General features: G+C 66.1%; 24 protein-coding genes and 1 riboswitch. Of the genes, 8 read left to right on the plus strand and 16 right to left on the minus strand.

From position 1 onward, the window contains the following. Positions 1-25: 25 nt before the first annotated feature. A complete protein-coding gene (locus C5E06_RS07790; RefSeq protein ID WP_104306523.1) occupies positions 26-1330 on the minus strand; it encodes an esterase family protein in 1305 nt (434 codons plus the stop codon). Between the two features lie 245 nt (positions 1331-1575). Here C5E06_RS07790 and C5E06_RS07795 point away from each other — a divergent pair, with 245 nt between their 5' ends. Further along, positions 1576-2136, plus strand: a complete 561-nt coding sequence (locus C5E06_RS07795) for a hypothetical protein (RefSeq protein ID WP_258067562.1) — start codon at positions 1576-1578, stop codon at positions 2134-2136. A 76-nt stretch (positions 2137-2212) separates the two neighbouring features. Beyond that, complete coding sequence (locus tag C5E06_RS07800) at positions 2213-3340, plus strand: hypothetical protein (protein ID WP_104306524.1); 1128 nt, start codon at positions 2213-2215, stop codon at positions 3338-3340. A gap of 34 nt (positions 3341-3374) precedes the next feature. Here C5E06_RS07800 and C5E06_RS19600 read toward each other — a convergent pair whose 3' ends face one another. Next, positions 3375-3824 carry an excalibur calcium-binding domain-containing protein gene (locus C5E06_RS19600; protein ID WP_258067563.1) on the minus strand — a complete coding sequence of 150 codons (450 nt, stop codon included), beginning with the start codon at positions 3822-3824 and terminating at the stop codon, positions 3375-3377. Positions 3825-4019: 195 nt separating this feature from the next. Here C5E06_RS19600 and C5E06_RS07810 point away from each other — a divergent pair, with 195 nt between their 5' ends. After that, positions 4020-4922: a hypothetical protein gene (locus C5E06_RS07810; protein ID WP_146081027.1), complete on the plus strand. Its 903-nt coding sequence runs from the start codon at positions 4020-4022 to the stop codon at positions 4920-4922. A 15-nt stretch (positions 4923-4937) separates the two neighbouring features. Here the strand turns inward: C5E06_RS07810 and C5E06_RS07815 are convergent, their stop codons facing one another. The 3 genes from C5E06_RS07815 to C5E06_RS07825 all read right to left on the minus strand — a co-directional run bounded on the left by C5E06_RS07815 (position 4938) and on the right by C5E06_RS07825 (position 7766). Beyond that, the gene (locus tag C5E06_RS07815) at positions 4938-5342 is read right to left on the minus strand and encodes a (deoxy)nucleoside triphosphate pyrophosphohydrolase (protein ID WP_104306527.1); all 405 of its coding nucleotides are present in this window, start codon (positions 5340-5342) and stop codon (positions 4938-4940) included. Positions 5343-5685: 343 nt separating this feature from the next. Beyond that, on the minus strand, positions 5686-6603 hold the full coding sequence (locus C5E06_RS07820; protein WP_104299133.1) for a dihydrodipicolinate synthase family protein: 918 nt from the start codon (positions 6601-6603) through the stop codon (positions 5686-5688). Next, positions 6603-7766: a mandelate racemase/muconate lactonizing enzyme family protein gene (locus C5E06_RS07825; RefSeq protein ID WP_104306528.1), complete on the minus strand. Its 1164-nt coding sequence runs from the start codon at positions 7764-7766 to the stop codon at positions 6603-6605. The genes C5E06_RS07820 and C5E06_RS07825 overlap by 1 nt, the downstream gene beginning before the upstream one ends. 87 nt (positions 7767-7853) lie before the next feature. On the opposite strand from C5E06_RS07825, the gene C5E06_RS07830 reads away from it, so the two are divergent. The 4 genes from C5E06_RS07830 to C5E06_RS07845 all read left to right on the plus strand — a co-directional run bounded on the left by C5E06_RS07830 (position 7854) and on the right by C5E06_RS07845 (position 11779). Further along, positions 7854-8648, plus strand: a complete 795-nt coding sequence (locus C5E06_RS07830; RefSeq protein WP_104299197.1) for an IclR family transcriptional regulator — start codon at positions 7854-7856, stop codon at positions 8646-8648. Positions 8649-8696: 48 nt separating this feature from the next. Continuing rightward, positions 8697-9959, plus strand: coding sequence for an ABC transporter substrate-binding protein (locus C5E06_RS07835; protein ID WP_104306529.1), 1263 nt, complete (start codon positions 8697-8699; stop codon positions 9957-9959). Continuing rightward, positions 9956-10930 carry a carbohydrate ABC transporter permease gene (locus C5E06_RS07840; RefSeq protein ID WP_146081026.1) on the plus strand — a complete coding sequence of 325 codons (975 nt, stop codon included), beginning with the start codon at positions 9956-9958 and terminating at the stop codon, positions 10928-10930. Before C5E06_RS07835 ends, C5E06_RS07840 begins: the two co-directional genes overlap by 4 nt. A gap of 162 nt (positions 10931-11092) precedes the next feature. After that, a complete protein-coding gene (locus tag C5E06_RS07845) occupies positions 11093-11779 on the plus strand; it encodes a carbohydrate ABC transporter permease (protein WP_181062916.1) in 687 nt (228 codons plus the stop codon). Between the two features lie 503 nt (positions 11780-12282). On the opposite strand, the gene C5E06_RS07850 is transcribed toward C5E06_RS07845, so the two are convergent. The 6 genes from C5E06_RS07850 to C5E06_RS07875 form a co-directional block, all read right to left on the minus strand. Beyond that, a complete protein-coding gene (locus C5E06_RS07850) occupies positions 12283-13098 on the minus strand; it encodes an amino acid ABC transporter ATP-binding protein (RefSeq protein WP_104306531.1) in 816 nt (271 codons plus the stop codon). Then, entirely contained in the window at positions 13095-13994 is a 900-nt protein-coding gene (locus C5E06_RS07855; RefSeq protein ID WP_374953228.1) for an amino acid ABC transporter permease, read from the minus strand. The genes C5E06_RS07850 and C5E06_RS07855 overlap by 4 nt, the downstream gene beginning before the upstream one ends. A 3-nt stretch (positions 13995-13997) precedes the next feature. Continuing rightward, positions 13998-14843, minus strand: a complete 846-nt coding sequence (locus C5E06_RS07860; protein ID WP_104306532.1) for an ABC transporter substrate-binding protein — start codon at positions 14841-14843, stop codon at positions 13998-14000. A gap of 84 nt (positions 14844-14927) precedes the next feature. Then, entirely contained in the window at positions 14928-15452 is a 525-nt protein-coding gene (locus C5E06_RS07865) for a cupin domain-containing protein (protein WP_258067564.1), read from the minus strand. Next, positions 15445-16791 (minus strand): amidohydrolase family protein, encoded by a 1347-nt coding sequence (locus C5E06_RS07870; RefSeq protein WP_104306533.1) that lies wholly within the window; start codon positions 16789-16791, stop codon positions 15445-15447. Before C5E06_RS07870 ends, C5E06_RS07865 begins: the two co-directional genes overlap by 8 nt. Then, positions 16788-18641, minus strand: coding sequence for an adenosylhomocysteinase (locus tag C5E06_RS07875; RefSeq protein WP_104306534.1), 1854 nt, complete (start codon positions 18639-18641; stop codon positions 16788-16790). The genes C5E06_RS07870 and C5E06_RS07875 overlap by 4 nt, the downstream gene beginning before the upstream one ends. 107 nt (positions 18642-18748) lie before the next feature. Beyond that, positions 18749-18863, plus strand: a riboswitch (SAM riboswitch). A 77-nt stretch (positions 18864-18940) separates the two neighbouring features. Here C5E06_RS07875 and C5E06_RS07880 point away from each other — a divergent pair. Then, positions 18941-19624: a hypothetical protein gene (locus C5E06_RS07880; protein WP_104306535.1), complete on the plus strand. Its 684-nt coding sequence runs from the start codon at positions 18941-18943 to the stop codon at positions 19622-19624. Between the two features lie 124 nt (positions 19625-19748). On the opposite strand, the gene C5E06_RS07885 is transcribed toward C5E06_RS07880, so the two are convergent. The 5 genes from C5E06_RS07885 to C5E06_RS07905 all read right to left on the minus strand — a co-directional run bounded on the left by C5E06_RS07885 (position 19749) and on the right by C5E06_RS07905 (position 23641). After that, positions 19749-20108 carry a hypothetical protein gene (locus tag C5E06_RS07885; protein ID WP_104241063.1) on the minus strand — a complete coding sequence of 120 codons (360 nt, stop codon included), beginning with the start codon at positions 20106-20108 and terminating at the stop codon, positions 19749-19751. Between the two features lie 9 nt (positions 20109-20117). Further along, entirely contained in the window at positions 20118-21500 is a 1383-nt protein-coding gene (locus C5E06_RS07890) for an FAD-dependent oxidoreductase (RefSeq protein ID WP_104306536.1), read from the minus strand. Positions 21501-21614: 114 nt separating this feature from the next. Continuing rightward, positions 21615-22178 carry a hypothetical protein gene (locus tag C5E06_RS07895; RefSeq protein ID WP_104306537.1) on the minus strand — a complete coding sequence of 188 codons (564 nt, stop codon included), beginning with the start codon at positions 22176-22178 and terminating at the stop codon, positions 21615-21617. Positions 22179-22255: 77 nt separating this feature from the next. Further along, positions 22256-22822: a hypothetical protein gene (locus tag C5E06_RS07900; protein ID WP_146081332.1), complete on the minus strand. Its 567-nt coding sequence runs from the start codon at positions 22820-22822 to the stop codon at positions 22256-22258. 87 nt (positions 22823-22909) lie between these two features. Then, positions 22910-23641, minus strand: a complete 732-nt coding sequence (locus C5E06_RS07905; RefSeq protein ID WP_104306539.1) for an alpha/beta hydrolase — start codon at positions 23639-23641, stop codon at positions 22910-22912. Positions 23642-23683 lie beyond the last annotated feature (42 nt).

Below are 23683 nucleotides of genomic sequence, written 5' to 3' on the forward strand. Positions count from 1 at the left end.
TGGCCGAAGGCTGGCGGGAGCTCGTTCAGGTGCCGGTGGAGAGTCCGAGCACGGGGTAGAGCACGTCGAAGCCCTCGGTGAGGCCGCCGCTGACGGCGTCGCCGCCGTGGTCGGCGCCCTGCACGAGGAACAGGGTTGTGGCGATGCCGACTGCCTCGGCGGCTTGCGAGACGGCCGTTGCCGCCGCGGCGAACGTGGGGTCTTCGCTGCCGGCGGTGAAGATCGCGGTCATACCGGAGTAGCTGCCGGCGGGGGCAGCCTTCATGATGTTGATGGGCTTGGAGGCTTCGAAAGCGGTCGTGTCACCGCCGTAGATGTCGGCGGTCGCAGCATCCGCGCCCTCGGAACCGGGGAACTCCTCGCCCGAGACGCTGATGACGTTCTTGAAGAGGTCGGGGTGCTTTGCGCCGTATTTCGCGGCGCATCCGCCGCCGTTCGAGTAGCCGGCGATGGTCCAGTACTTGGGGTCTTTGATGACGTTGAGGTTCGTGTTCGCCCAGTTGACGACGTCCGTCGTGATGTAGGTCTCGGCGTTCCCGTATATTGCGGAGTCGGCGCAGGCCGGGTCCTGGACGCCGGCGGCGCCGAGTTGGTCGGCGATGATGACGATCGGCGCGAGGCCGTTGTTCTTGGCGGCGAACTCGTCGAGCACGTCGCTGATGATGGTGCCGTCGGGGTTTCCCGGGTATCCCATCATCATGATGACCACGGGGAGAGCGGGGGCGTTGTCGACCAGAGCAGCCGGGGGCAGGTAGATGCCCGCGTCTCGCGCCACGAAGCCGGATTCGGTCCCGGGGATGGGGGCCGAGCCGCGCTCGCCGACGGAGGGCATGTTGCTTGGCGCCTGCCAGGTTGCCGCGAGGGGCTGAGCGGGTGCGGCCCGGTTGTCTGGGTTGGAGTCCGGGAGTGAGATCTGCGCTTCTTCGACGTCGCCGAAGACGGAGCCGAGGGTGGGGTTGAGGCCGTAGAACGCGTTGATGCCGGCTGCCCCCGCGAGGAGGTAGGCGAGGATGGCGACGCTCGCGACGACCTTGCGCCACGGCTTCGCGTCCGGGAAGGAGGCGATGGCGAGGCCTACGCCCGCGAACATGGCGGTCGTCCACACGCCCACCATGAGGGGCAGGTTCACGCCGAAGAGGTCGAGCAGGTTGCCGGCGAAGTAGATGCCCATGCCGAGCAGCGCTCCCGCGACGGCGCCGATGGAGGCGCGCACGAACCACTTCGGGTCGGGGTCCCGCACGAGCAGCGTGATCGTGAGGGCAACTGCGACGAGGTAGATGATCCACATCGCGGGTGAGTTGACGATGGGCAGCTCGAGAATGGCGCTCATGCGCGCGCGGGGAACGACATCTGGTGCTCCTTCGTACGAAGCGCTACGGGGATTCTGGTGAATCTCGGGTGCCGGTGGACTCAACTTCTCACACGGGGTGAGAGAAAGCTACACGCGAAGGCGGAGCGAATTGCTGGGTGGCGATGGGTGGATGCGGGGCTGAGATCACGCACAAGCGCTCGGCCGGGACCGCGGGTCGCCGCGGAGGCTTCCGAGTCGGCGGCATCGGCGCTACGTTTCGTAGGGTGAGCACCCCAAGAGAGGTCGATGAGCCCGCCGACGAGCGCCAGCGCGACGTGCCGCTCGGCGTCGTCATGGTGGGCATGGCGGCGGTCGCCTGGTGGCCGGCGTTCACTCTCGGAGCGTGGGGAGAGGTGTTCTTCGACGACATCCTCGGGTTCTGGGCGGCATCGACAGCCGCGTTCGTGTTCGTGCTCCTCGAACGGCGGAGGGTGTGGGGCAGGCTGTGGCGCGCGGGGCTGCTGCTCGTGCCGACGATGTGGCTGGTCCTCAACTTCCTCGTCGACGACGACTCGGGCAACCTCGGTGTCGCCTTCGTAGACCTCGCCGCGATCCTCGTCGTGCTCGTGTGCGTGCCCTTCACCCTCTGGGTGCTGCTGCGCATCGTGTGGCCCGACTTCGTCGACCGCACCTCACGGCGTCGGCGTTGGTTGATCGTCGCCGTGGTCTGCGGCATCGTCGTGGTGGCCTACGCGCTCGGCCTCAACCAGGCGCACTTCCTCACCTGCGACGACTTCGCCATCAGCGGGAACTCGCTGCCACCGGGGTGCGTGCAGGGTAGCTGACTTGTTTTCCCGCCCTCACGCGAGGACCAGTCGCCTCTATGGTTGGAAGCTGATCGCTGCGCGGGGGAGAAACTTGATGACGTCGATCTATGTCAACCGTCAGCGCAGTATCGAAGCTGACCCGCAGGCACGAAAAGCCCTCGAGACGTTCGTCAGGCGGATGCTCGAATTCGGTGCGGATTCCGCGCCCGGGTTTGAGCGTGTTCCCGGGGCAACAGACTCGCGGGCGCGACTGGTGGCTCTCGATGGCGGATATTCGGCGCTGGTCTTCGTGCTCGAGGTGTCGCCGGCTTCGAGCGCCGCGGTAATCGCCGGGATATGGCCTGCAGTTATCGCCCGAGAGAAGGCACGCACTTTGGTGCTGCAGCTGAACCCGGTCAACGGTCTGCCTGAACTCGAGCAGGCGGCGAGCGCCGAGGCCGCAATCGAACGCCGCGCTGAGATGCAGCGCATGATGCGTTCGGACGCTGAGCGGTGTTCTGAGCACTTTGCGCCATTGAGCGAAGAGGAACAATCGGAGCCGGGGAACGCCCCAGAGCTCACAGACAAATCTGAAGCCTCGGACGACGCTGACGCTCAGTGGAGGGCAGCCACCGAACGAGTGATGGTGGAAGCTGCAGCCAAGGGGGATCCAATTGATGAGGCCCTTGGGGAGTGGATCGGTTCGCGAACGCAGAGCGGCGAGGTGACGGCCGTGTTCGTGACGTTCGAGCAGATGCGTGCCTTCGAGCGGGGGCAGCAAGACCAGAATGTGGATGGCTTCGAAGGTATCCATGGTCGTTTCCCGCCCATGGACGTCGAGCGGCGAATCGGTTTGCCTCGAGAACTCTTCGCGCGTGCATGGGATGCACGGACCCAGAGCGCCTTCGACGCGGTTGTCGACTCCTGCGAGAACGAATGGCAACGTCTCGTGTTGACTCGCATGCTTGTGCAGCCGACGGTCGACGACGTTCTGGCCGAGTTCTCTCTCGAGATTCAGGTGGTGCCGTCGGACCCGGAGCCCACGGCAGAGCAGTGGGATTCTTACTTGGGAGCTGTCGAAGCTACCCGAGAGCGCTGGGACGCGGGCCAATTCGTCGACGAGCCTGAGGTGCCGGGGCCGCCGAACCTCGTGGAGCTCGGTCTCCCCGCATCAGACGCTGAGATCATTGCGTCCTTCGAGCATCCGACTGCTCGACTGCAGTTTCAACGCTCTTGCTCTTGAGCCGCTGTTGGTTCGAGGCTCGGTGACGATTTGGCTATTCGCAGCCGATGCCGTCACCGTCACGGTCGAGGTGTGGGCCGTAACCAGGATCCCCGGAGTAGACGGGTGCTGCGCCTGCGTCGCGGGCCGCGGTGCAGTTCTTGTAGTAAACGTTTGACGGCTGCTCGACGGGTTCCGCGGCGAGCGGCACTGGCGCCGTTTCGGGTTCAGGTGCGGGCTCCGGCGCCGCGGGCGCCGCTTCGGGAACGCTGAATTCTTCAGCTGGGACGACAACTTCAGGGGTCGCTGTGACGGTGACTGTCACCGTCTCGACGGGAAGCGTGGCCGTCGCCGTGACGGTGACCGTTGGGGCTGGCTCGGCGACTGGCTCGCTCGCGGACGCGCATCCACTGAGCACTCCGAACGCGACGATCGAAAGGGCCGCTGCCGCAGCCAAGAGGGTGTGGCGGGGCAGGCGCGACTTAGGGGCGCGAGGGGAGTGCACGATGAGGGGCTCCAGAGATGGGGGAGAGCGAGGAAGACCGGGCGAGCATATGCGACCAGAGTTCATGTCGTGAAATGCCCGGGTGCTGGGGAATTGGGTGCTCAGCTCTGAGCGGAGAGGGAGAACGCGCGTGTGGCTTGAACTCGACGCACCCGCGAGCTTTTCCTCGTGCACGGCTATCGCTAGTCTAGAAACGTGGATTTCCCCTGGCCCATACGCATCGGTGAGACCCTTCGGCGACGCCGAATCCACGAGATGCTGGGCGGGCAACAACAGCAGGGAATATCGACTCCCCGTGGAAACCCGAATATCCTCATCTTCACGGACCCCAAGAAGGGGCAGCGATATGGGTACGACCTCCACGAAGGCCTCCGCGCCGACGGAATTTACGCGTATACGGGTGAAGGAACCCTCGGTAATCAGCAGTTTCTTCGCGGAAACGCAGCCATCATGTCCTCTGTGCAAGATGGTCGACTGATCAGGCTCTTCACAGTGCGGGGAGTTGATGCCACCTACGTCGGCGCTTTCACTCTTGCTGACCCGGCGTTCGAGTACCAGGAGATACCGGACGTAGAGGGGGGATCCCGGCGCGGCATCATCTTCCTACTCGCTCCGGTCGACGCGGACGTGGCGCGGCTCATGCCGAGTGGCGCACCCGAGGCTGAACAAGTCGTCGTCGCTGATTGGGTCATGCCCGAATGGGGAGGCTTCACTGTCGAGCTGCAGCCTCGCGAACTGGAGATATCGAGGGTCGAATTCAATCTCCAGGCAGCATTCGGAACCTGGCTGAAGTCAAAGAACCATGTGGTTCAGTCCATGTCGCTGACAGTCGGAAACACTCGGATCCGTCCAGACTTCTACGACAGCACTGCGGGCGAAGTCATCGAGGCGAAGAAATCCACCGCTCGCTCGTACGTTCGCACGGCCATTGGGCAGTCGCTCGACTACGCGCACAATGCGCGGCGAGCCGGCTACCCCGTGAAACCGGCGATCCTCATGCCAGGTCGCATGGAAGACGACCTCTCAGAGCTCTGTCGCGAGCTCAACGTTCGGGTCCACACGCGCGTGGGAGAGGGTTTCGTCGAAAGCGACTGGTGAACGGGGCGTTCCGGCTCAGTCGACGCTCCGTATGAGTGCCCCCACAGTTGGAAGATCTGGTTTCGCCCATTCGAGAGCCGCGAGCTGGCTAATCGGGACCCAGCGCAGAAGATCGTGGTCCGTGCTGCTGCTGGGCTCAGTTTCAAGAGCCTCGACGAAATAGCAGCTGAGGTCGATGGTCACATCTTGCAGCGTCGTCCTCGAACGATCGACGAGTTCTAGAACGTTGACCTGGATGGAAAGTTCCTCCGAAATCTCCCGAGCAAGCGCCACCTCGTGTGTCTCGCCAGGTTCCACTTTGCCACCGGGGAACTCCCATGATCCGGCCCCACTTTTGTCCGAGCCTCGTCTGCAAGCGAGCACGTTTCCATCTTGAAGAAAAACGCCCGCGACGACTGTAATCGTTGTCTCGTGTCCCATAGCCACGCCAGACAGTCTGGTCCAAGCTACGCGCGACGGCTAGTTGTAATGCTCAGGCAGTTGGTTGGTGGGTGACGATTCGCTGTAGGCAAGGAATGAGAGTGAGGACCTCTCGGTGCTTCGTGCCGCTGCTACCACTCCGCGCTGCACCAGAGAGGTCCTTGCTCGCTTGAATCGGCCCTCGCATGTTGATGTTCGGACAGTGGAACCAGTCCGCCGCTACGAGCCCGACCGTCCGAGCGCGGAGATCCACGACGGTGAGAAAGTCGCCACGGCGCTTGGGGTGCGAAAACGAAACCACGCGTCGTTCATGACTGCCGGACTGCATCCTCGCATACGGTCATCACCGGCTCGATACCGGAGTTGGGATCGAGAGAGACAAGAGGACGGCTGTGAGTGCATCCCGCGAACGAGCGCTCAGGGGCTTTGCGGGCGCCCTCACGGTCGCCGCAGCAATGATGCCGCGGAGCACGAGTACTTCTTTGTGCACGCTCCAGGCGAGGCCGGGTTGCACACCCAAGAGAATCAGTGGCAGCAGGGACGCGAAACCGCGGCGTGCTTCGAGATGATTTCCAGCGTTCCACGCATCAAGGACAGGTCTGAGGACATCGACGAATTCGCTCGCAGGCATGGTGCCCGTCGCGCCACGAGCGTATTCCTCGAGGCAGAGCTGTGCGTTGTTCCCACCCAGAACGGTGAACTCGGGTGTAGCGCAGCTCGCGGCGACAGTGTCGATCTTCTCTGCCGTCGGCGGTGCCTCGACTTTCACCGATGAGATAGCCGTGACTCGGCTCAGCTCCACGATGGTGTCGACTGGGAACTGCACTCCGGTCGGGCCGGGAGCATCCTGCAGCATGACCTCGGAACCCAACTCGCTGCAGGTGTTCGCGACTTCGCCGTAGAAGTCGAGAAGTTGCGGTGGGGTGGGTTTCACCATGAACGGCGGAAGGACCATCAGTACATCGGCGCCCTGCTCGGAGGAGTCTCTCGCCTGTTCGACGGCAGTAACTGTCGACATGGCGTTCACTCCCGCTACGACAGGAACGGCGCCGTCAGTCACGGCGCGAACTTCTTCGAGAACCAAGCGCCGCTCCGATGCTGTGAGCGCGAAGGCCTCGCTCGCGTTGCCGTTGACAGCGACTCCGTCGACTCCGCTTTCCAAGCAGAACTCAGTAAGTCTGCGGAGGCTGGGGAGATCGAGCGTGCCGTCGGGATTGAACGGCGTCGCGAGAATGGGAATGAGGCCTTGGGGGGCTGGCATCAGCTGTGTTCCTTTGCGAGTTGGCGGATGTGTGGTTCGTCGATGTCGATTCCCAGGCCGGGGCCGTTCGGTATCCGGAAGCTCGCCCCGTCCGGGAGGAGCGAGGTGGTCAGGATTGATTGGCCGATCTCGGTGCTCGTCGGCTGGTATTCGAAAGCGAGAAGGTCGGGGATTGCGGCGCTGAAGTGGATGCCAGCGGCAAGGAGCACGCCGAGGCCCACTGAATGGTGGGGCGCGGTCGGCAAGTGGCGGGCTGAGCAGACTTCGGCGATGCTGAGAGCCTCGGTGAGGCCCGTGCGCCCGACGTCAGGTTGCGCGAGGTCGAGTGCACGCTGTGCGGTCCAGCGTTCGAACTCGAATCGGTTGCGTAGCGTTTCTCCGACGGCGATGGGGATGGGGCTGCGCCGAACAAGCTCGCGATGGGCTTGCTCGTCCTCGGGAACAAGCGGAGCTTCGAGGAACCAGCCGCCGAGTGCGCTGAGCCCTTCCGCGAGGCGCAGGCCGTCGTGGGGCGAATAAGCCCAATGGGCGTCGACGGCGATCCGCAGCTGAGGCGCTGCCTCGTGGACTGCCGCGACGGTCGCCAGATCGTGGTCAACACCCAGGCCGAGGTGCAGTTTTACGGACCTCATGCCCGCGTCCTGCCATTCGCGGGCGAGTAGCGCGCGGTCGGCGTCGGTTGAGCGTGGGAGGCCGGAGACGTACACGGGAACTTCTTCGCGGAAGGCTCCACCGAGCAGCTCGACGAGCGGAACGTCGTGGAGACGGGCTGCGAGGTCCCAGAGGGCTATGTCTATCGCTGCGAGCGCGTCAGCCTGGTGGCCCACGAGGTGTCCTCGCTCACGCATGAGAGAAGTCGTGCGGTTCCAGGCTGGTCGTGGTGCGACGGCACTCATGCCTATGAGTTGCGGCGCAATGAGCCGCCGAATGATCATGGCCAGAATCTCCGGGCCAACTGGTGCGAGCCCTTCTCCCCATCCGGCTGTGCCGTCATTGGCGGTGATCTTGACGAGCACTGTCTCGAAAAGTGGGGAGTACAGGCTCCGCCACGGTTCACGAACGTGGTAGCCAGCGGGCACGCTGGCTCCACCCTGCAAGGCCCCGAGGTAGTTCTCCCGGTGCTGCAGCTTGAGGACGAAGACCTCTACGGACGCAATTCGCATGCATATATCCAATCAGTGGTTGCAGTCATGCACTGTGCGGATTACGCTATCCATTATTGTCGAGGTTGTCTAGCGATGGGAGAAGTCATGGCAGCAGATGGAGCCAATCAGGGGCTTGAGCGGGCTGCATCCGTTCTAGAAGCGATAACCCGCTGCGGGCCTTCCCGGGTCGCGGACATCGTGACGGAGACAGGATTGGGACAGTCCACGGTTTCCCGGCTCCTGACCTCGCTCGAGCTGCTCGACTACGTCGTGCGCGATCCGGAATCCGGCACGTATCGTCTCGGGTTGATCTTCCTGGCGATGGCCGGTGCCGCGCTCAACGAGCAGTCCGTTTTTCGGCACGCGAGGCAACCCGGTCAGCACCTCGCGGCGTCGCTGGGGCTAGGCGTGAACGTCGCCATCCGTCGGGGTGGGGAGCTCTACTACCTCTCGAATTTCGAGGGTGCGCTCGCGCCGAAGAGCTTCACACTCATGGGGCATCGCAGTCCTCTGCATTCGACGGCTCTCGGAAAATGCTTGCTCGCAGGGCTATCCGGCGACGAGCGCCGTGCATTGCTGCCTGATCTCGAACCGTTCACCGTGCACACCATCGTCGACCATGAGCGTCTTGATGAGGCAGTCGCGTCCGTGCACCGCAGCGGCTACTCGACGGAACGCGAGGAGTTGGCCCTGGGGCGATCCTGCGTTGCCGCCCCCATCCGCAACTCCGAAGGAGGCATTGTGGCCGCGATTTCGATTTCAGGACCCCTCAGCGCGCTTGACCTGACTACTCGCGAGTCGGAGATCGCCCAGCGGGCAATCGAGGTTGCCGATTCCATCAGCACAGCGATGGGCTATCTGGGTCCCCGCGCTTCGACCCAACACCCGCACCGCGCATAGCTGGCTCAGCAATCATCCCCACCTCAGCACACAAGGAAGTGTCGCAGCATGCAACGAACCCGAAGAAACAGCATCCTCTCCCTCACAGCGATCACCGTTCTCGGACTGACCGCCTGCGGCTCCGGTGACACCCCGGATGCCACGGGGTCGATCACCCTGGAGTTCCCGAGTTGGCAGGCCGAAGACCCTGCATTCGGCGCTTGGTGGAGCGAGGTGATCACCGAATACGAAGCCCAACACTCCGACGTTGACATCGACTTCTACCAGGTCCCGTTCGGCAGCTACGTTGACCAGTTGACGACTCGGTTCGCCGCGAACGACCAACCGGAGATTGTGCACCTGCCTGCGCGCAACGCGTCTGAGTTTGCGAGCCGGGGTTGGCTCGCTCCGTTGGATGCGCACCTTGACGGCACCGACATCCCGGAAACGTGGACGCCGCTGCAAACGGAGATGGAGTGGGAAGACCAGTCGTACGGAGTGCTGCTCCTGGGCTATGGCTACACGCTCTACTACAACGCGGATCTGTTGGAGCAGGCCGGCCTACCCGTACCGACTACGGGCGAAGAGGTTGTCGCCGCCGCGGAAGCGATAACTGGCAACGGCGTCTACGGATTCGGTGCAACAACCCAGCAGAGTCCAGACAACTACACCGAGCTGATGTCGTTCATCACCGGCAACGGGGGTGCGCTCGCAAACGGGAGCGTGTTTACGGTCGACACTCCTGAGGCTATCGCCGGAATGGAGCAGTATAGGGCCGCGCTGGCGCAGGCACCGGCGGGTATCCAGACGCAGCAGCGCAACGAGCTGTTTCTCAACGGCAACATCGCGATGCTGTTGGACGGGCCCTTTTTTGTTGCAGAGCTCGACGGAGCCGCAGAGAGTGTCGCTGGTTCGCTGAAGACGGCGGCTGCGCCATTCGAGACCATCCCAGGCGGGGTGAGCAACAGCATCCACTTGCCGGCGGGCTTGGATGAGCGGACCGAGCAGGCGGCGTGGGAGTTCATCGAGCTCGCGTCGAGCGCTGAGTGGCAGGAACGCTACACGGAGCTCGCGGCGGTGCCTGCACCGCGCACTGGTTCGATCACCGAAGAAGCCCTAACCGACCGGCCGGAGTTGGAGCTCTTCCAGGAGCTCGCGGATGAGGCTGTGAGCATCTACCCGCAGGATGCGCAGCAGCGTGAAGAGTTCACAAGGCTCAGTCAGATCGTGTCGGAGGCGGCCATCACGCTCACGACCACAGACACACCCACGCCTGAGGTCGCAGCTTCCCTGCAGGAACAGTTGGTGCGCGAATTCGGGAGCGGCTCGTGACTGATGTACGCGAACGGGAGAGCGTGAACGTAGCTTCTGACCGGCAACCGCGGTCGCGACCCGCGACGAAGACTGGTCGGCAGGCTTCTCCGACTCGTCGACGGGATGGACTGTTTGCTTACTCGACGCTGACGCCAACGCTGGTCGTGGTTGGCCTGCTTATGGCGTATCCGTTCTACGTCGCCATCGACCTGTCGTTCAGGGGCGGCCGCGTGCAGTCGTTGGATGAGGTCGGCTCCTTGCCGTTGACGTTCGATAATTACGTGCAGATCCTTACCGATCCTCAACTGCTCGGCGACCTCGGACGGTCCGTCGTCTACACGCTTGGAGTGCTCATCCCGGCGTTCCTCATCGGACTCGCATTGGCGCTCCTGTTGAATCGCAGTTTCCCGGGGCGCAGGATCTTCCGGCCGCTCGTGCTGCTGCCGTGGGCCGTGCCTGGCATCGCAGTCAGCGCGGCATTCGCATGGATGCTGGACGCGTCGTACGGCATCGTGAACGCTATCCTCCGCAATCTGGGCATCATTCAGGAGAACATTGCCTGGTTGGCCGACCCGGATTCGGCAATGCTGGCGGTTATCATTCCGACTGTCTGGAAGTACTACCCGTTCTTCACTCTCGTGTTGCTGGCCGCGCTGCAGAGCGTGCCGGGTGAGCTGTACGAGGCTGCGCAACTCGATGGTGCGAAGGCCAGGCAGCAATTTCGCTACGTCACTTGGCCTGCCGTGCGCACTGCGTCGGCGCTTTCCATCGTCATCACGGCTATCGGCATCTTCCGGGAGTTCGATTTCATCTACCCGCTGACCGGGGGCGGGCCGAACAACGCCACGCAGACGTTGGCGATACGCATCTACAACGAGGCATTTCAGTACTTCCAGCTCGGGCTCGCTGCGGCCCTTGGGGTCATCACGATGCTCATCGCTACGGCAGTGCTCGCATTCTTCATGCGCTCGCTGCGCACTCAGAGTTAGGAACGAAGCATGCGTCAACTTTCACGCCCTCAGCAGTACGGGCTGCTTGCGATCGCTCTCGTCGCGAGCGGGATCCTACTGTTTCCCATCTACTGGATGGTCATGACGTCCCTCGTGCCGTCTCGAAGTCTCCTGACGGAGAACCCGCCACTTTTCCCTGCGTTGGACGAGGTCTCGTTCGACGCGTATACGGAGGTCATCACGGGCCGCCCGATCTTGACGTGGCTCGGGAACTCCGCGCTGTCGACGCTCGGCGCCGCCGTCGTGTCCACCGTCGTGAGCACGCTGGGCGGATACAGCCTGTCGCGATTCCGCACGCGAGGGCAGCAGGCTATGGGGTTCAGTCTTCTCGTGAGCCGGGTGCTGCCGGGCACCCTGCTTATTATTCCGTTGTTCATGGTTTTCGCCACGACACATCTCATCAACAACCTGTGGTCGGTCATCCTCGTGAATATCGCGGCGACGGTGCCATTCACGACTTGGCTTATGAAGGGCTTCATCGATTCGGTCCCGGTTGAAATCGAGCAGGCTGCCATGATCGACGGATGCTCGAGGCTCGAAGCGCTCCGGCTCGTCGTCCTTCCCGTGCTCCTGCCCGGCATCGCCGCAACATTCACCTACGCCGCAATCCTGACCTGGGGCGACTTCTTGTTCGCGCGCACATTGATGTCAAACCCTGACGGATGGACCATCACAGTCGGTATCGCTTCATTCATCGGCGAGTTCAGCGTCGACTGGTCCGGCCTCATGGCAACTGGCCTTCTGTCGACAATCCCGATGGTCATCCTCTTTCTCTTCCTCGAACCCTTCCTCGCGAAAGGTATGACAGCCGGAGCCGTCAAGGGCTAGATGGCTTCGCAACTTATGTGACGGTGACGGAGGCGACGTGCTCAAATGTGTTTTCACCCACGGACGCTTCCCGCAAAGTGTGGCGCGGGTGTGGGCACGTCGGGCCAACGCAGCAACGGCATTGTGGGCGGGAGGATCGGGGCGCACTCGATGAAACTGCCGGTGCACGCGGGTACTCGTCAATTCGAGTGGCGCTCGGGAGCAGGGGCTGAAACCGTGATGAGTGAAAGCGTCCTAGCTGTGCTGCGACAGCGGGAACGTCTGATCCGCCCCACTCCAGGTCGTTGACCTCCTCGACGGAAGCCCACCGAAAGGGATCGTGGGACGGTGCTGCTTTGCCGATCTACGTCCTGAGCCGTGACCAGGTCACAGGCGAGATCGATGGCGACATCGTCAAACGCGGTCTTCGAGCCATCGACCAGCTCCGCTGCGTCTGTGCGAGTTGCGCGCTGCCATAGCTAGCTTTCGGACAACCGAGAGCTAGGACTTTCCCGATCTACTCCTCACGCCCCGAGGTTCACCCGCGACAGGAACTCCACCGTCTCGGGCCGCTGCGGGTTGGTGAAGAACTGCTCAGGCGCGGCGCGTTCGATGAGCACGCCGTCCTTGAGGAACACGATCTGGTCGGCGACGCGGCGCGCGAAGCTCATCTCGTGCGTCGCCATCAGAATCGTCGCGCCCTGCTCCTTCAACTCGAGCACCACATCCAGCACCTCGCCCACCAACTGCGGGTCGAGCGCGCTCGTGATCTCATCCAGCAGCAGCACCTTGGGCTCCGTCATGATGGCCCGCGCGATCGCCACCCGCTGCTGCTGACCACCAGACAGGCGATCCGGGTAACTCGTCGCATGCGCACCCAGGCCCACGCGCTCCAGGATGGCCGTGCCCCGCGCCGCCGCCTCAGCCCGCGGCGTCTTGTGCACCTTCCGGGCAGCGAGCGTCACGTTGTCGAGCACCGTCATGTGCGGGAACAGGTTGAAATGCTGAAACACCACACCGATGCGGCTCCGCACCGCGTCCGCATTCGCGCGCGGGTCGGAGATGTCCTCGCCATCGAGGAAGATCTGCCCGTCATCGACCCGCTCGATCAGGTTGATCGTCTTCAGCAGCGTCGACTTGCCCGAACCGCTCGACCCCACCAGCACGATCACCTGATGCGGCAGCACGGAAAGATCGATGCCGCGCAGCACCTGCACGTCACCGAACTGCTTGTGCACGCCCTGAACCTCCAGGACCGGCTTCAGGTCACCGGTGGTGCCAGCGGATGCAGCAGCGCCCGCGGCGGCAGGCTCGTCGTCGTACGCGTACACGTCGCTCATACCGTGCCCCCGATCTGCTCGCGCTTCTGCGCCCGAGCCGTGTACCAATCCGTGAGACGGATCATCGGCAGGCTGATCAGCACGAACAGCAGACCCGCGACCACGTACGGCGTGTAGTTGTAGGTGAGCGCCGTCTCGATCTGCGCTGCCCGCACCGCATCCACCGCACCCAGGATCGAGATGAGACCGACGTCCTTCTGCATGGAGATGAAGTCGTTCATGAGGGCCGGCGTCACCTTCCGCACACCCTGCGGCATCACCACCAGGCGCAACGTGGCAGCGTGCGAGAGGCCAAGCGAACGTGCGGCCACGCGCTGCGTCGGATGCACCGACTCCATACCCGCCCGCAGCACCTCGGCGACATACGCCGAGTACACGAGCACAAGCGCGAGGGTGCCCCAGACGGCCGCATCCACGCGAGGGAAGATGCCCAATGCCGGAACGCCGATACCCACGAGGTAGAGCACGATGATGATCGGCATGCCCCGGAACAGGTCCGTGTACACCGTCGCGACGGCACGCAACGGGAAGAAGACCGGTCCGCGCAGCGTGCGGATGACTGCCAGCAGCGTCGCGAAGATCGCGACCCCCACCACGGCGACGGCCAGCACGCGGATGTTCAACCACAGACCCTCGAGCACCGTCGGCAGCACCTCGATCGCGTAGTCGAGATCGAAGAACGTCTCCGACACCGCCGCCCAGCCAGGCGTGTTGATGAGCGTCGCCCAGACGATGACCGCGAACGCGAGCGTCGAGACGAGCGCCACCAGCACCGAACGCTGCGACTGGCGTCGCCGGAACGCGCGCCGCTCGAGCTCGATCGCACTCGGCGACCACGGCTCGGCGGCCGCGGCGCTCGCCGACACGTCGGCGGGAGGGGGAGGGACCTGCGACACGAGCTACTTCAGCGTCGGAACGTCAACCGACGTCTCGAGCCACTCGGTCTCGAGCTCGCCGAGCTTGCCGTTGTCACGCAGCGCATCCACGGCGGCCGCGACCGGCGCCGTCAGCGCCGAGTCCTTCGGCAGCACGATGCCGAACTCGTCGCCACCCTCGGTCGAGTCGAACTGGCCGATGATCTTGCCATCCTCGAGCTCCACCCCGGTGAGGTAGAACGCCGTCGGCAGGTCGGTGACCAGTGCGTCGATCTGGCCGCTCTTCAGCGCCAGCACGGTGTCCTCGTTCGAGTTGAAGACCTCAGGATCCTTGCCGAGGGCATCCTTCGCGACCGAGTAGCTCGTCGACGCCGCGGCGACACCCACCTTGGCGTCCGCGAAATCGGCGATCGACGCAGCGCCGGCGACGCTCGACCCCTCGGTCGTGATGATCGCCTGCGTCGTCGTGTAGTACGGCGACGAGAAGTCGACGGCGTTCTTCCGCTCCTCGGAGATCGTGAACTGCTGCAGGTTCAGATCGAAGTCCTTCGGCCCCGGCGCGACGGCGCTGTCGAAGGTCGTGCGCACCCACTCCACATCCTCCGGCGCGTACCCCAGCTCCTCGGCAACCGCCAACGCGACGGCGGCTTCGAAGCCCTCGCCCGTCTCCGGAGCGTTGTCGATGACCCACGGGTAGTACGCCGGCTCGCCGGTCGCGATCGTCAGCTTGCCCGGCGTGAGCGTCTGCAGCCCGTCACCCTCGGCAGCCGGCTCAGTCGTGGACGTGCCGGAGCACGCGGAAAGCGCGAACAGCGCGGCGATGACGCCAGCGGCGGCAGCGCCCTTGCGGATGCGGGAGGAGAGAGTCATGACAAGCCTTTCGTTCACTGCTGAAGATAAGGGAAGGCGCACGCAGGCATGCGCCCATTACGCCTGGTTGCAGGCAAGGCAGGCTCACGCCTCGTGATCGTCGACCAGCGTGAAATCGTCGAAGCTGAAACCGGGGGAGACGAGGCAGCTCACGAGCACCTCGTCCTTGCCCGGCAGCGTGCGCTGCCAGTGCCCGGCGGGGACAAGGGCCTGCGCGTGCCGGAGGTCGAGCGTGACAGGCTCGCTGGCATCCGGCGCAGATCCGTTGCCGCCCAGCTGCAGCTCGAGCGAGCCGGGGCCGTGCCACATCCAGATCTCGTCGCTCGTCACGAGGTGCCAGGCCGACGACTCGCCTGGTGGGAGCAGGAAGTGGATGAGCGTGGCCGCGGGCCGCTCGCCGTTCGGGGTCTGCAGGCGGTCGCCCGACGTCCACGTGCGGCGATACCAGCCGCCCTCGGGGTGCGGCTGGAGGCCCAGCTCCCTGGCGCGCGCGGGGATGGCGGACGGCTCGCGCGCATCCGCATCATGACGCCCCTGCGTAACTGCCCCTTCGGCTGCAGTCGCCTGCGTCTCGCCCTGCTGCTGCTCTGCGTTCTCCTGCTCAGCCACGTGAAACCTCCAGCTCAGTGGTGTCGGCGGCCCAGACGAGCTCGCCGCCGATCATGGTCGCGGACGCACGGCCTGCCCCCGCCTCGGCGAGCGCGACGATACCGTCAGCCACCGACACCACGGGCACGTCGAAGAACGCCAGGTCGGCGCGCGCGCCCACGGCGAGGTACCCGGTGCGGTCGGGACCGAGGTCGAGGCCCATCGCGTGCGCCCCGCCGAGCGTCGCCGCCGACAGGATCCGCTCGTGCAGGTCGTCGCCCCGATACCCTTGCGAGCGCGCCACCTCGACGAGCGTCGCGACATCGTGCATGAGGTCGAGCGAGGGACTCGACGACAGCGAGTCAGTGCCGATCGCGATCGGGCTGCCCTCCACGAGGTACTCCGCGACCGGCGGCGCATCGAGGCCGATGACCTCGTTCGACCGCGGGCACAGGGCGACGCTCGTGCCCCGCTTGCGAAGCAGCGCCCGGTCCGATGCCGTCATGTACACGCCGTGCGCGACGTGGCAGTCGGGGCCGAGCACGCCGAGCTGGTCGACGAACTCGGTCGCGCTCATCCCGAAGCCCGCCGAGCGCATCGCCCGGAAGCTCTCGAGCTTCACCATCTGCCAGGGCTCGCCGTCGACGCCGCTGCCATCGCGCTCACCCTCGAACGCGGCCTCGCCGAGGTGCAGGTGCGTGCGCAGCCCGCGCTGTCGCACGATGTCGGGGATATCGAGCAAGGGAATCGCGTCGAGCGAATACGGCGCGTGCGGGGAGAGCCCGGCGCCGGGCGTGGTGGGGATGCGATCGAGCTCCTCCACGATGAGCTGACGGCCCCGCTCCTGCCAGTCCTCGTTGGTCCAGCTCATCACCTCCCAGTAGGTGATGCCGTGCAGGCCCGACTCGTGCAGCACGGGGATCGCCGTCGGGTCGGTGACGATATCGGCGACGCTGGTCGTGCCCGCGCGCAACAGGCTCTGCGCGCCCGCCATGGCGTCGGCGTACCAGTCGTGAGGGAGCACGTAGTCGCGGTTGAAGGCCTCGGCCCAGTCCTCGAACCCGTTGTACTGGCGCTGCCCGACCGCGGCCATGCCCGTGTACTGCAGGTGCGAGTGCGCGTTGACGAGCCCTGGCATCAGGATGCCGTCGTGGTGCACCTCCCGCGCCACGACGCCTTGCTCGGCAAGCGACTCCGTCACCCAGGCGCGCTCGCCGACGTGCACGATCTTGCCGCCGCGCACCGCGACCGCGCCGCCCAGGATCGGGGGCGCGGTGATCGGAATGACCAGCGTCGCCGTGTAGACCGTGACGTCGTTCGTCGAGGTCGTCGCTGCGTTCTGCACGGGCGCTCCAGTCATGCGTTCGGGAATCTGGTGGGATGCCAGGCGGGCCTCTGGCTCTGGCCCTCGGTCTGGCTCTTGCGCGGGTTCCGGGCCGTCGGCTCGGGCCGGGTTTCGAACTCGGCCTCGGGCTCGGCCTCCGCGAGTTCCGGACTTCTCTGCCCGACGTCGGCACCGAGCATCCCGGCCGCGATGACCTCGTCGGCGCTTGGGGGCAGCGGATGCACGCCCGGCTCCCGCACGTCGCCGCGCGCCAGCATGCCGGCCGCCGTGAGCTGCGCCGCGAACGAGAGGTCCATGATCTGCACCGGGTTGCCCTCCGCGGCGGTGATGTTGATGCAGCCGCCACGATCGAGGACCAGTGCGGGGGAGTCGCCGGAGACGGAGCTGGCCGCGGAGCCGGAGCCGGACGCGGATGTCGCTGCCGCGTCGTCGCCCGCCCGGTCGCCGTGCTCGGCCCCAGGCCAGAGCACCGCGTCGACCTTCCACGCCCGCGATTCCAGACGCGCACCCCGCGACTGCGCGTCGTCGAGCGTGATCTCGTCGAGCACGCCGCCCGCGACGGCAAACGCCGTGCCGGGGCCGGCCGCGCGCAGGTGGGTGGCGGTGATCGTCTGCGGCTCACCGGTCGCGGAGACGACGACGTCGGCGGTGCCCACCGTGTCCTCGAGGGGCGCCGTGTCGTAGCCGGCGTACCGCGCCTCGAGCGCCCGCACCGGGTCGAGCTCGCACACCGTGACCACAGCCCCAAGCGCGGACGCGTGCTGCGCGACCCCCACCCCGACCGGGCCGAACCCGACCACCGCGACGCGTGCATCCGCGAAGCCCCTGCCGAGCTGGTCGAGGAGGTCGGCGATCGCGAACACGCACGACTGGCCCGTGCCGTACCGGTTGTCGAAGCGGGTCTTGACGCGGGCGTCGTTGACGGCGAGGACGGGGATGCGCAGCGCCTCGCCCATGGCGTGCAGCGGGCGGAGGCCGCTCGTGGTCTCCTCGGCGGCACCGAGCAGCTCGACACCGTCGTGGGCCGCGAGGCGGATGAGGTGCGAGCCGTCGTCGAGCAGGAACTCGTGGCCCTCGGCGAGATACGCGCGCGCGTTCGCGAGCTGGCCGTCGGCGTCCGCACCAGAACCAGCGTGCACGGCGAAGCCGCGAGCCCTCAGTGCATCGGCGACGGCGTCATCGGTCTCGTCGCTGTGCGCGTAGAGCGACACCTGCGCCCCGGCCTCGGCGAGCAGCAGCGAGAGCACGGCCGTCTTCGGCTCGAGCACCATGCTCACCCCGAAGCGACGCCCCCGCAGCACTCCCTCTGCCGCGAGCGACGCGGCCACCCTCGAGGAGGCTGGCATGAACCGGCGAGCCCAGTCGAGGCGCAGGTCGGCGTCCCGGGCGGCCGCGTCGGAGCCAGGTTCGAGCGCCTCGGCCCGGCGGCGAGTGGAGTCGAGTCGCGCAGCGACGGGGTCGAGGCGCAGGGCTGTGGGGTCGAGCCGGAGCACGTCGAGGCCGCGGCCGTCGGCGAGGCGATAGCGGCGCGAGGGCAGTCGCGTCGCGAGCTCTGCGAGGCCGAGTGCCTCCAGTGCGGTTGCGAGAGCCCCGTCGTGGCTCGCGTCGACCACGATCGCCCCGTCGCGGAACGGCAGCTCGTCCGCTGCAGCAGCCGACGGATTGGCCCCGTCGGCGGTCAGGAAGACGTAGTCGGCTCGCTCGGACTCGCTCGAGACCCCGCCGAGTGCGCGCAGCAGGCTGCGGAGCGCGCCGGCCAGCTCGCCCGCACCAGCGACGTGGATGCGCTGCCCGGCGATCACCAGGTTCGTGGCGGCAGCGAAGGCGCGCACAAGCCGCTCGGCAGTCCAGAAGGCGTCATTCACGGCGCAAGTCTAGAGACAGCGGGCGACCGACTCGGGACACACGACCGGATTTCGTCACCGTCCGACATCGCATGCCCGTCCGTCGCTCGTGCTAGCCTCCATCCCACGTTCACGAGCTGCAGCGTCAAGTACCTGGCTAGCTGCACGGCAACCCTCCACCTGAGTGGGGTGCCCCAGGGGAAGAACGGGTCGGCACCGCCCGGTGCGCGACAAGTCAGTTCACGCACCAGCCGGTGCCGAGCGGGGCAACCCGCGCGTGCATCCGCCGAACGCGTGGCGTACCCGCGAGGAGCGCACCCATGCCCGAAACACCAACCCCAGGTGGCGACACCACCCGCAACCGGCGTGGCATCCACCTCATTCACGCGAGGCGCGACTGGGACGCGGAACTCGACCAGGACGCCCTGGCCGCGTTCCGAGGGCTGCCCCACGAGCTCCGCCGCGAGTGGCTACTCGCCGTCCTGCGCTGGCCGCCCCACTCGCACGGCACGCCGACCTTCGCCATGGCGTTCCTGTCCGGCATGTTCCGCAAGGGGCAGGTGGACACCAAACCCGACTGGCAGGAGTTCGCGGGGCGCTGGCACCAGCTCGGCTTCTCGCCGATGCTGTTCCTGCTGCTCAACGTGACGGCGCAGAGCCGCGCGCGGTTCCTGCTCGAAGCCCACGAGAAGGCGCCGAACGGGGCATCGCCCGCGTCGCTGCTCGAGCGCGCCGGGTTCGAGCAGGGGCGCATCGGCTACCGGGCAGGTCACCTGCGTCCCAGCGACTGGAAGGAAATCCCCGCCGCCTACGAGAACGGCGACTTCGCCAGTGCGGTCGGCGTCTGGCTCACGAGAGCGGGGGAGGCTCAGGGCGGATGCGCGAGCTGCGTCGCCCGCAGGCTCGAACGGCGCGCCTTCCGCGATGAGGGTCCGCGCGGCGACGGCCGGCTGCGCGACACGAACCTCGAGCACCTGAGCCGGAAGTCCAGCGAGCGAGACTGAGGGGCGGCGTTCTCTCGAAGCCACCGAACAGCGGGCGCTGGACGCCGTGCAGTGGTTTCGAGAGAAAGGTCATGCCCTCGCCGGCTGCCCTCGAGCGGGCGTCGGACAGGAGGAGCAGGGACGCCTACGCGTCGACGACCCCCGTGAAGCGGGTCCCGATGCCATACGAGAACTCCCGGGTCGTTCCGGCGGCGGGCTCCGGCAACTCGTCGAGGTCATGGTTGTCGCACGACACGTACGTGAACTCCGGCCACCACTTCTTGGGCCGCACCTTCTCCACCGTCCCGCACACCTCGCACGTCAGCGTCGCCCACACGGGGCGCTTGCCCGTGCGGTTCGCCCGCGACTGCGCCAGCCACGCCGGCGGGTTCGCGTCCAGCTCCGCCAACGCCTCCTCGGCGATGTACGGGGGCAGGCCGTTCCGCTTCGCCATCTCCAGAGGGATGTCGAGGCGGATCGCTGCATCATGTCGGCTGAGCTTCATCCCGCCAGCCTAGAGCGCAGCCGCACCGGCGGAGTCCGCGGCCGTGTTCGCAGCCGGCAGCGGAGCGAGGTACCTGGCCAGGCTGTCGTCGAGCTCATCCACCCACTTCGTGTGGTGCGTGGATGCGATCGTGCCCGTCATCACGGAACGGTAGGCGCGGTCGCGGTACCCCATGATGTCCTCCGCCTTGTCGTGCTTCCACTCGAGGAAGATCTCCACGACCTCATCGAGGTCGAACATGGGGTAGTCGGTGGCCTCGATGAGGTCACGCACGTAGTCGGCCTGGAAGCGGATCTCATCCGCTGCCCCGCCGATCGCGTGGAAGCGCTCGAGCCACGCCTCGATGTCGGCCCGGCGCGCATCCACGCTCGGCAGCACGACGTCGCCCAGGATCACGTCGCGCACGAACCAGGCCTGCGCGTCGAACATGTTGAACGTGAACCACTGGTCCTGCGCGCCCAGGTAGAAGAGGTGCGGGTTCTGCTCCCACACCACGCCCTTGTAGAGGCCCTCCGGGTACACGTTGTTGGGGGAGTCGAGCGCCAGCTCGCTCGGGAGGAACGGGTACTTGTGCAGGTAGCCCGTGCACAGGACAACCGCGTCGAAGTCCTTCTCCGTGCCGTCCGCGAAGTGCGCGGTCGAGCCGTCGAACCGCGTCACGAGCGGGCGCTCCTCGAAGCCGAGCGGCCAGTCGTAGCCCATCGGCGCCGTCCGGTAGCTCGCGGTCACCGAGGTCGCACCCATCTTGTGGGCCTGGCTGCCGATGTCCTCCGCCGAATAGCTCGAGCCGATGACCAGCACGTCCTTGCCCCGCAGGTTCTCCGCGCCGCGGAACTCGTGCGCGTGGCTCACCTGGCCGGGGAACGTCTCCAGGCCCTCGAACGTCGGCATCTTCGGGAACGAGAAGTGCCCGGATCCCACGACGATGCGGTCGAACACCTCACGGCTCGTCTTCTTCGACTCCAGGTCCTCGCTCACGAGCGTGAACTGCTGCGTCGCCTCGTCGAAGTCGACCCAGCGCACCACCGTGTTGAAGCGCACGTGCTTGCGCACCCCTGCGCGCTCGACGCGGCCCGAGATGTAATCCCACAGGGCCGGCCGCGGCGGGTACGAGGAGATGGGGCGGCCGAAGTGCTCGTCGAAGCTGTAGTCAGCGAACTCGAGGGCCTCCTTCGGGCCGTTCGACCAGAGGTTGCGATACATGCTCGAGTGGACGGGCTCGCCGTGCTCGTCGAGGCCGGTCATCCACGTGTAGTTCCACTGGCCGCCCCAATCCGCCTGCTTCTCGAAGCAGACGATCTCCGGGATCTCCCGCCCCTGCTCTGCCGCCGACTCGAACGCTCGAAGCTGTGCCATGCCGCTCGGGCCCGCACCGATGATCGCAATTCTCATGTTCTGTTGTTCCCTGGTTCTGTATGTCTGGTCGAGTTACGTATGACGCTGTACTGACCACCAGGTTAACAAGTCGCGTTCTCGTCGCCGCCGACGGCGACGCGGATGCGCCGCTCAGGGCATGCAGACAGCGCTGTCCTCTTCGAGGTCGGTGCCCGACGAGTCATAGCCGCCGGTCTGTACCGAGCCGGCGACGATGGCCGTCCCCATCGTCGAGAACGTGTACGTCGTCGTGACGAGCGGGGTCGGCTTCGCGGGCGCCTCCGTGTCGAGTCCGTAGACCGCGCCGAAGTCGGGCAGGTCGGGGAGCTCCAGCTTCTCGGTGTCCGTCTTCAGCGTCAGCTCGTGCTCGTCGGCGAACGCCTGCATGGAGGACGCAGTCCAGCCCTCCTGGCTGCGGGTCGCATCCAGCGCCGGCTTCAGCTCGGTCTGGCACCGCTCAGCGAGCGTCGAACGGAAGACGAGCGTGCCCCCGAAGATCGTGGCCGCGATCGCCAGCAGGCAGAACACGACGCCGCCGAACCTGATGTAGCCGAGGTACGCGTCGCTCCAGTTCGGCTCGCGGTCGCGGAACATCCACCGCTGGCCCGTCGATGCGGCAGCCGCCGGCCAGCCGGCCTGCCACACCCCGAGCACGGCGAAGAGTGCGGCGACGGCGAAGATCGGGAAGAAGTCCATGAGGGCTGATGCTAGACCCGACGCGGGGTGTCACGCGCGCTCCGTGAACGCCAGGTCACCGCGTCGTCGCACCTCGCTCAGCAGGCGCAGGTCATGCTCGCGAACTGGTTCAGCCCGACGACCGCGAAGACGACGCCGGTGATGAGGAACACGGGCGCCCCCAGGATGCCGCACCAGAAACTCGGCGCCTGCTTCTCGCTCGGCAGGAAGAAGGTGACGATCGCCACCGCGATCGCCCACAGCGATACCGGGGCCAGGAACGGCTGCTCGAACACCCAGATCATCGGCACCCAGTGCAGGCCCACGATGAGCAGCATGACGGGCGCCATGAGCTCGCCCTTCTTCTTCCGCAACAGGATGATCGCGGCAATGAGGCCGCCGACGACCTCGACCGCCACCATGGCGATGTAGACCGCGAACGGCACGGAGTCGACCCGCAGGGCCGTCGCGCTCGTCCAGTTCCTGATCGCCGTCGGCAGCGTGATGCCGATAAGTGCGACGCCGGCGAGGCTCAGCACCCCGAAGACGATGCGCCAGGCCCAATGTCGGGGCCGCTCCTGCGCCCACCCCGCCCAGACGAACGTCGCGAAGCCGAACAGGGACGCAGTGAAGATGACATCTCTCGGGAATTCGACGGACAGCATGCGCACCCCTTCATCGTTCATCGATGTGCGGCTCAGCCTAGGGGAGCGAGCCGCCCCGGGGCGGGGGAGAAGTGCCCCGACTCCTCGTCAGATCAGGTCGCGGATCGCCCCGTAGCTCGCATCCACGTCGTGCAGCCAGAACGGGTGGCCGACCTCGGGAAGCTGACGCACCTGCCACCCGAGAGCCTCGAGCTCGGCGGGCATCGGGGCGGGAACCACGGCCTTCCCCTCGGCGGAGAGCACGATCGTGGATGGCACGACCGGGACGGCAGGCGTGTACGGAGCATGCGCGACCTGATCGAAGATGCCCACCGTCATCTTCCCGTCGAAGCGCTTCTTCGCCCGAGCGTTCAGCTCCCGCGTCTCTGCCGAGTACCGCTTGGTGTCATTCGTGCCCGATGCGGCGCCCGCCAGGATCACAAGCGGCAGCGTCACTCCGGACAGCGCCCAGAACACGCGCGCTCCGACTCCCTCGCTTGGCAGTCCGAGCTTGAACCCCGGATCGAGGTAGATGGCCCGTTCGGGGCGAAGCCGGGGCACCGCCCGCACGAGCAGGGCACCGCCCAGCGAATGCCCGACCGCGCTGTGCAGATCGTGCGGAAGCGTCTCGATCAGGTCATCGACGAACTCGTCGAGTCGGTAGCTCTCGGCCCGCGGGCTCTCGCCGTGGCCGCGCAGGTCGACGGCGATGGCCGTGTACTCGCCCGACTCGGCGATGCGCCCGGCCAGCGAGCCCCACAGGTCGGCGCTCGCGCCGATGCCGTGCACCAGCGCCACCTTCCGCGGGCCGTCGCCGGTGGTGATCGTGTGCAGCTTCATGCATCCGCTCCAGTGCTCGTGTCCGAATCGCCGCCCACGCTA

Source organism: Pseudoclavibacter sp. RFBI5 (assembly GCF_002931395.1).
Lineage (GTDB): Bacteria > Actinomycetota > Actinomycetes > Actinomycetales > Microbacteriaceae > Pseudoclavibacter.

Excerpts from the sequence above, each read along its gene's own strand:
- C5E06_RS07790 (WP_104306523.1), bottom strand. The coding sequence starts at position 1,330 with ATGAGCGCCATTCTCGAGCTGCCCATCGTCAACTCACCCGCGATGTGG.
- C5E06_RS07800 (WP_104306524.1), top strand. The coding sequence starts at position 2,213 with ATGACGTCGATCTATGTCAACCGTCAGCGCAGTATCGAAGCTGACCCG.
- C5E06_RS07815 (WP_104306527.1), bottom strand. The coding sequence starts at position 5,342 with ATGGGACACGAGACAACGATTACAGTCGTCGCGGGCGTTTTTCTTCAA.
- C5E06_RS07820 (WP_104299133.1), bottom strand. The coding sequence starts at position 6,603 with ATGCCAGCCCCCCAAGGCCTCATTCCCATTCTCGCGACGCCGTTCAAT.
- C5E06_RS07825 (WP_104306528.1), bottom strand. The coding sequence starts at position 7,766 with ATGCGAATTGCGTCCGTAGAGGTCTTCGTCCTCAAGCTGCAGCACCGG.
- C5E06_RS07830 (WP_104299197.1), top strand. The coding sequence starts at position 7,854 with ATGGCAGCAGATGGAGCCAATCAGGGGCTTGAGCGGGCTGCATCCGTT.
- C5E06_RS07835 (WP_104306529.1), top strand. The coding sequence starts at position 8,697 with ATGCAACGAACCCGAAGAAACAGCATCCTCTCCCTCACAGCGATCACC.
- C5E06_RS07850 (WP_104306531.1), bottom strand. The coding sequence starts at position 13,098 with ATGAGCGACGTGTACGCGTACGACGACGAGCCTGCCGCCGCGGGCGCT.
- C5E06_RS07860 (WP_104306532.1), bottom strand. The coding sequence starts at position 14,843 with ATGACTCTCTCCTCCCGCATCCGCAAGGGCGCTGCCGCCGCTGGCGTC.
- C5E06_RS07870 (WP_104306533.1), bottom strand. The coding sequence starts at position 16,791 with ATGACTGGAGCGCCCGTGCAGAACGCAGCGACGACCTCGACGAACGAC.
- C5E06_RS07880 (WP_104306535.1), top strand. The coding sequence starts at position 18,941 with ATGCCCGAAACACCAACCCCAGGTGGCGACACCACCCGCAACCGGCGT.
- C5E06_RS07885 (WP_104241063.1), bottom strand. The coding sequence starts at position 20,108 with ATGAAGCTCAGCCGACATGATGCAGCGATCCGCCTCGACATCCCTCTG.
- C5E06_RS07890 (WP_104306536.1), bottom strand. The coding sequence starts at position 21,500 with ATGAGAATTGCGATCATCGGTGCGGGCCCGAGCGGCATGGCACAGCTT.
- C5E06_RS07895 (WP_104306537.1), bottom strand. The coding sequence starts at position 22,178 with ATGGACTTCTTCCCGATCTTCGCCGTCGCCGCACTCTTCGCCGTGCTC.
- C5E06_RS07900 (WP_146081332.1), bottom strand. The coding sequence starts at position 22,822 with ATGCTGTCCGTCGAATTCCCGAGAGATGTCATCTTCACTGCGTCCCTG.
- C5E06_RS07905 (WP_104306539.1), bottom strand. The coding sequence starts at position 23,641 with ATGAAGCTGCACACGATCACCACCGGCGACGGCCCGCGGAAGGTGGCG.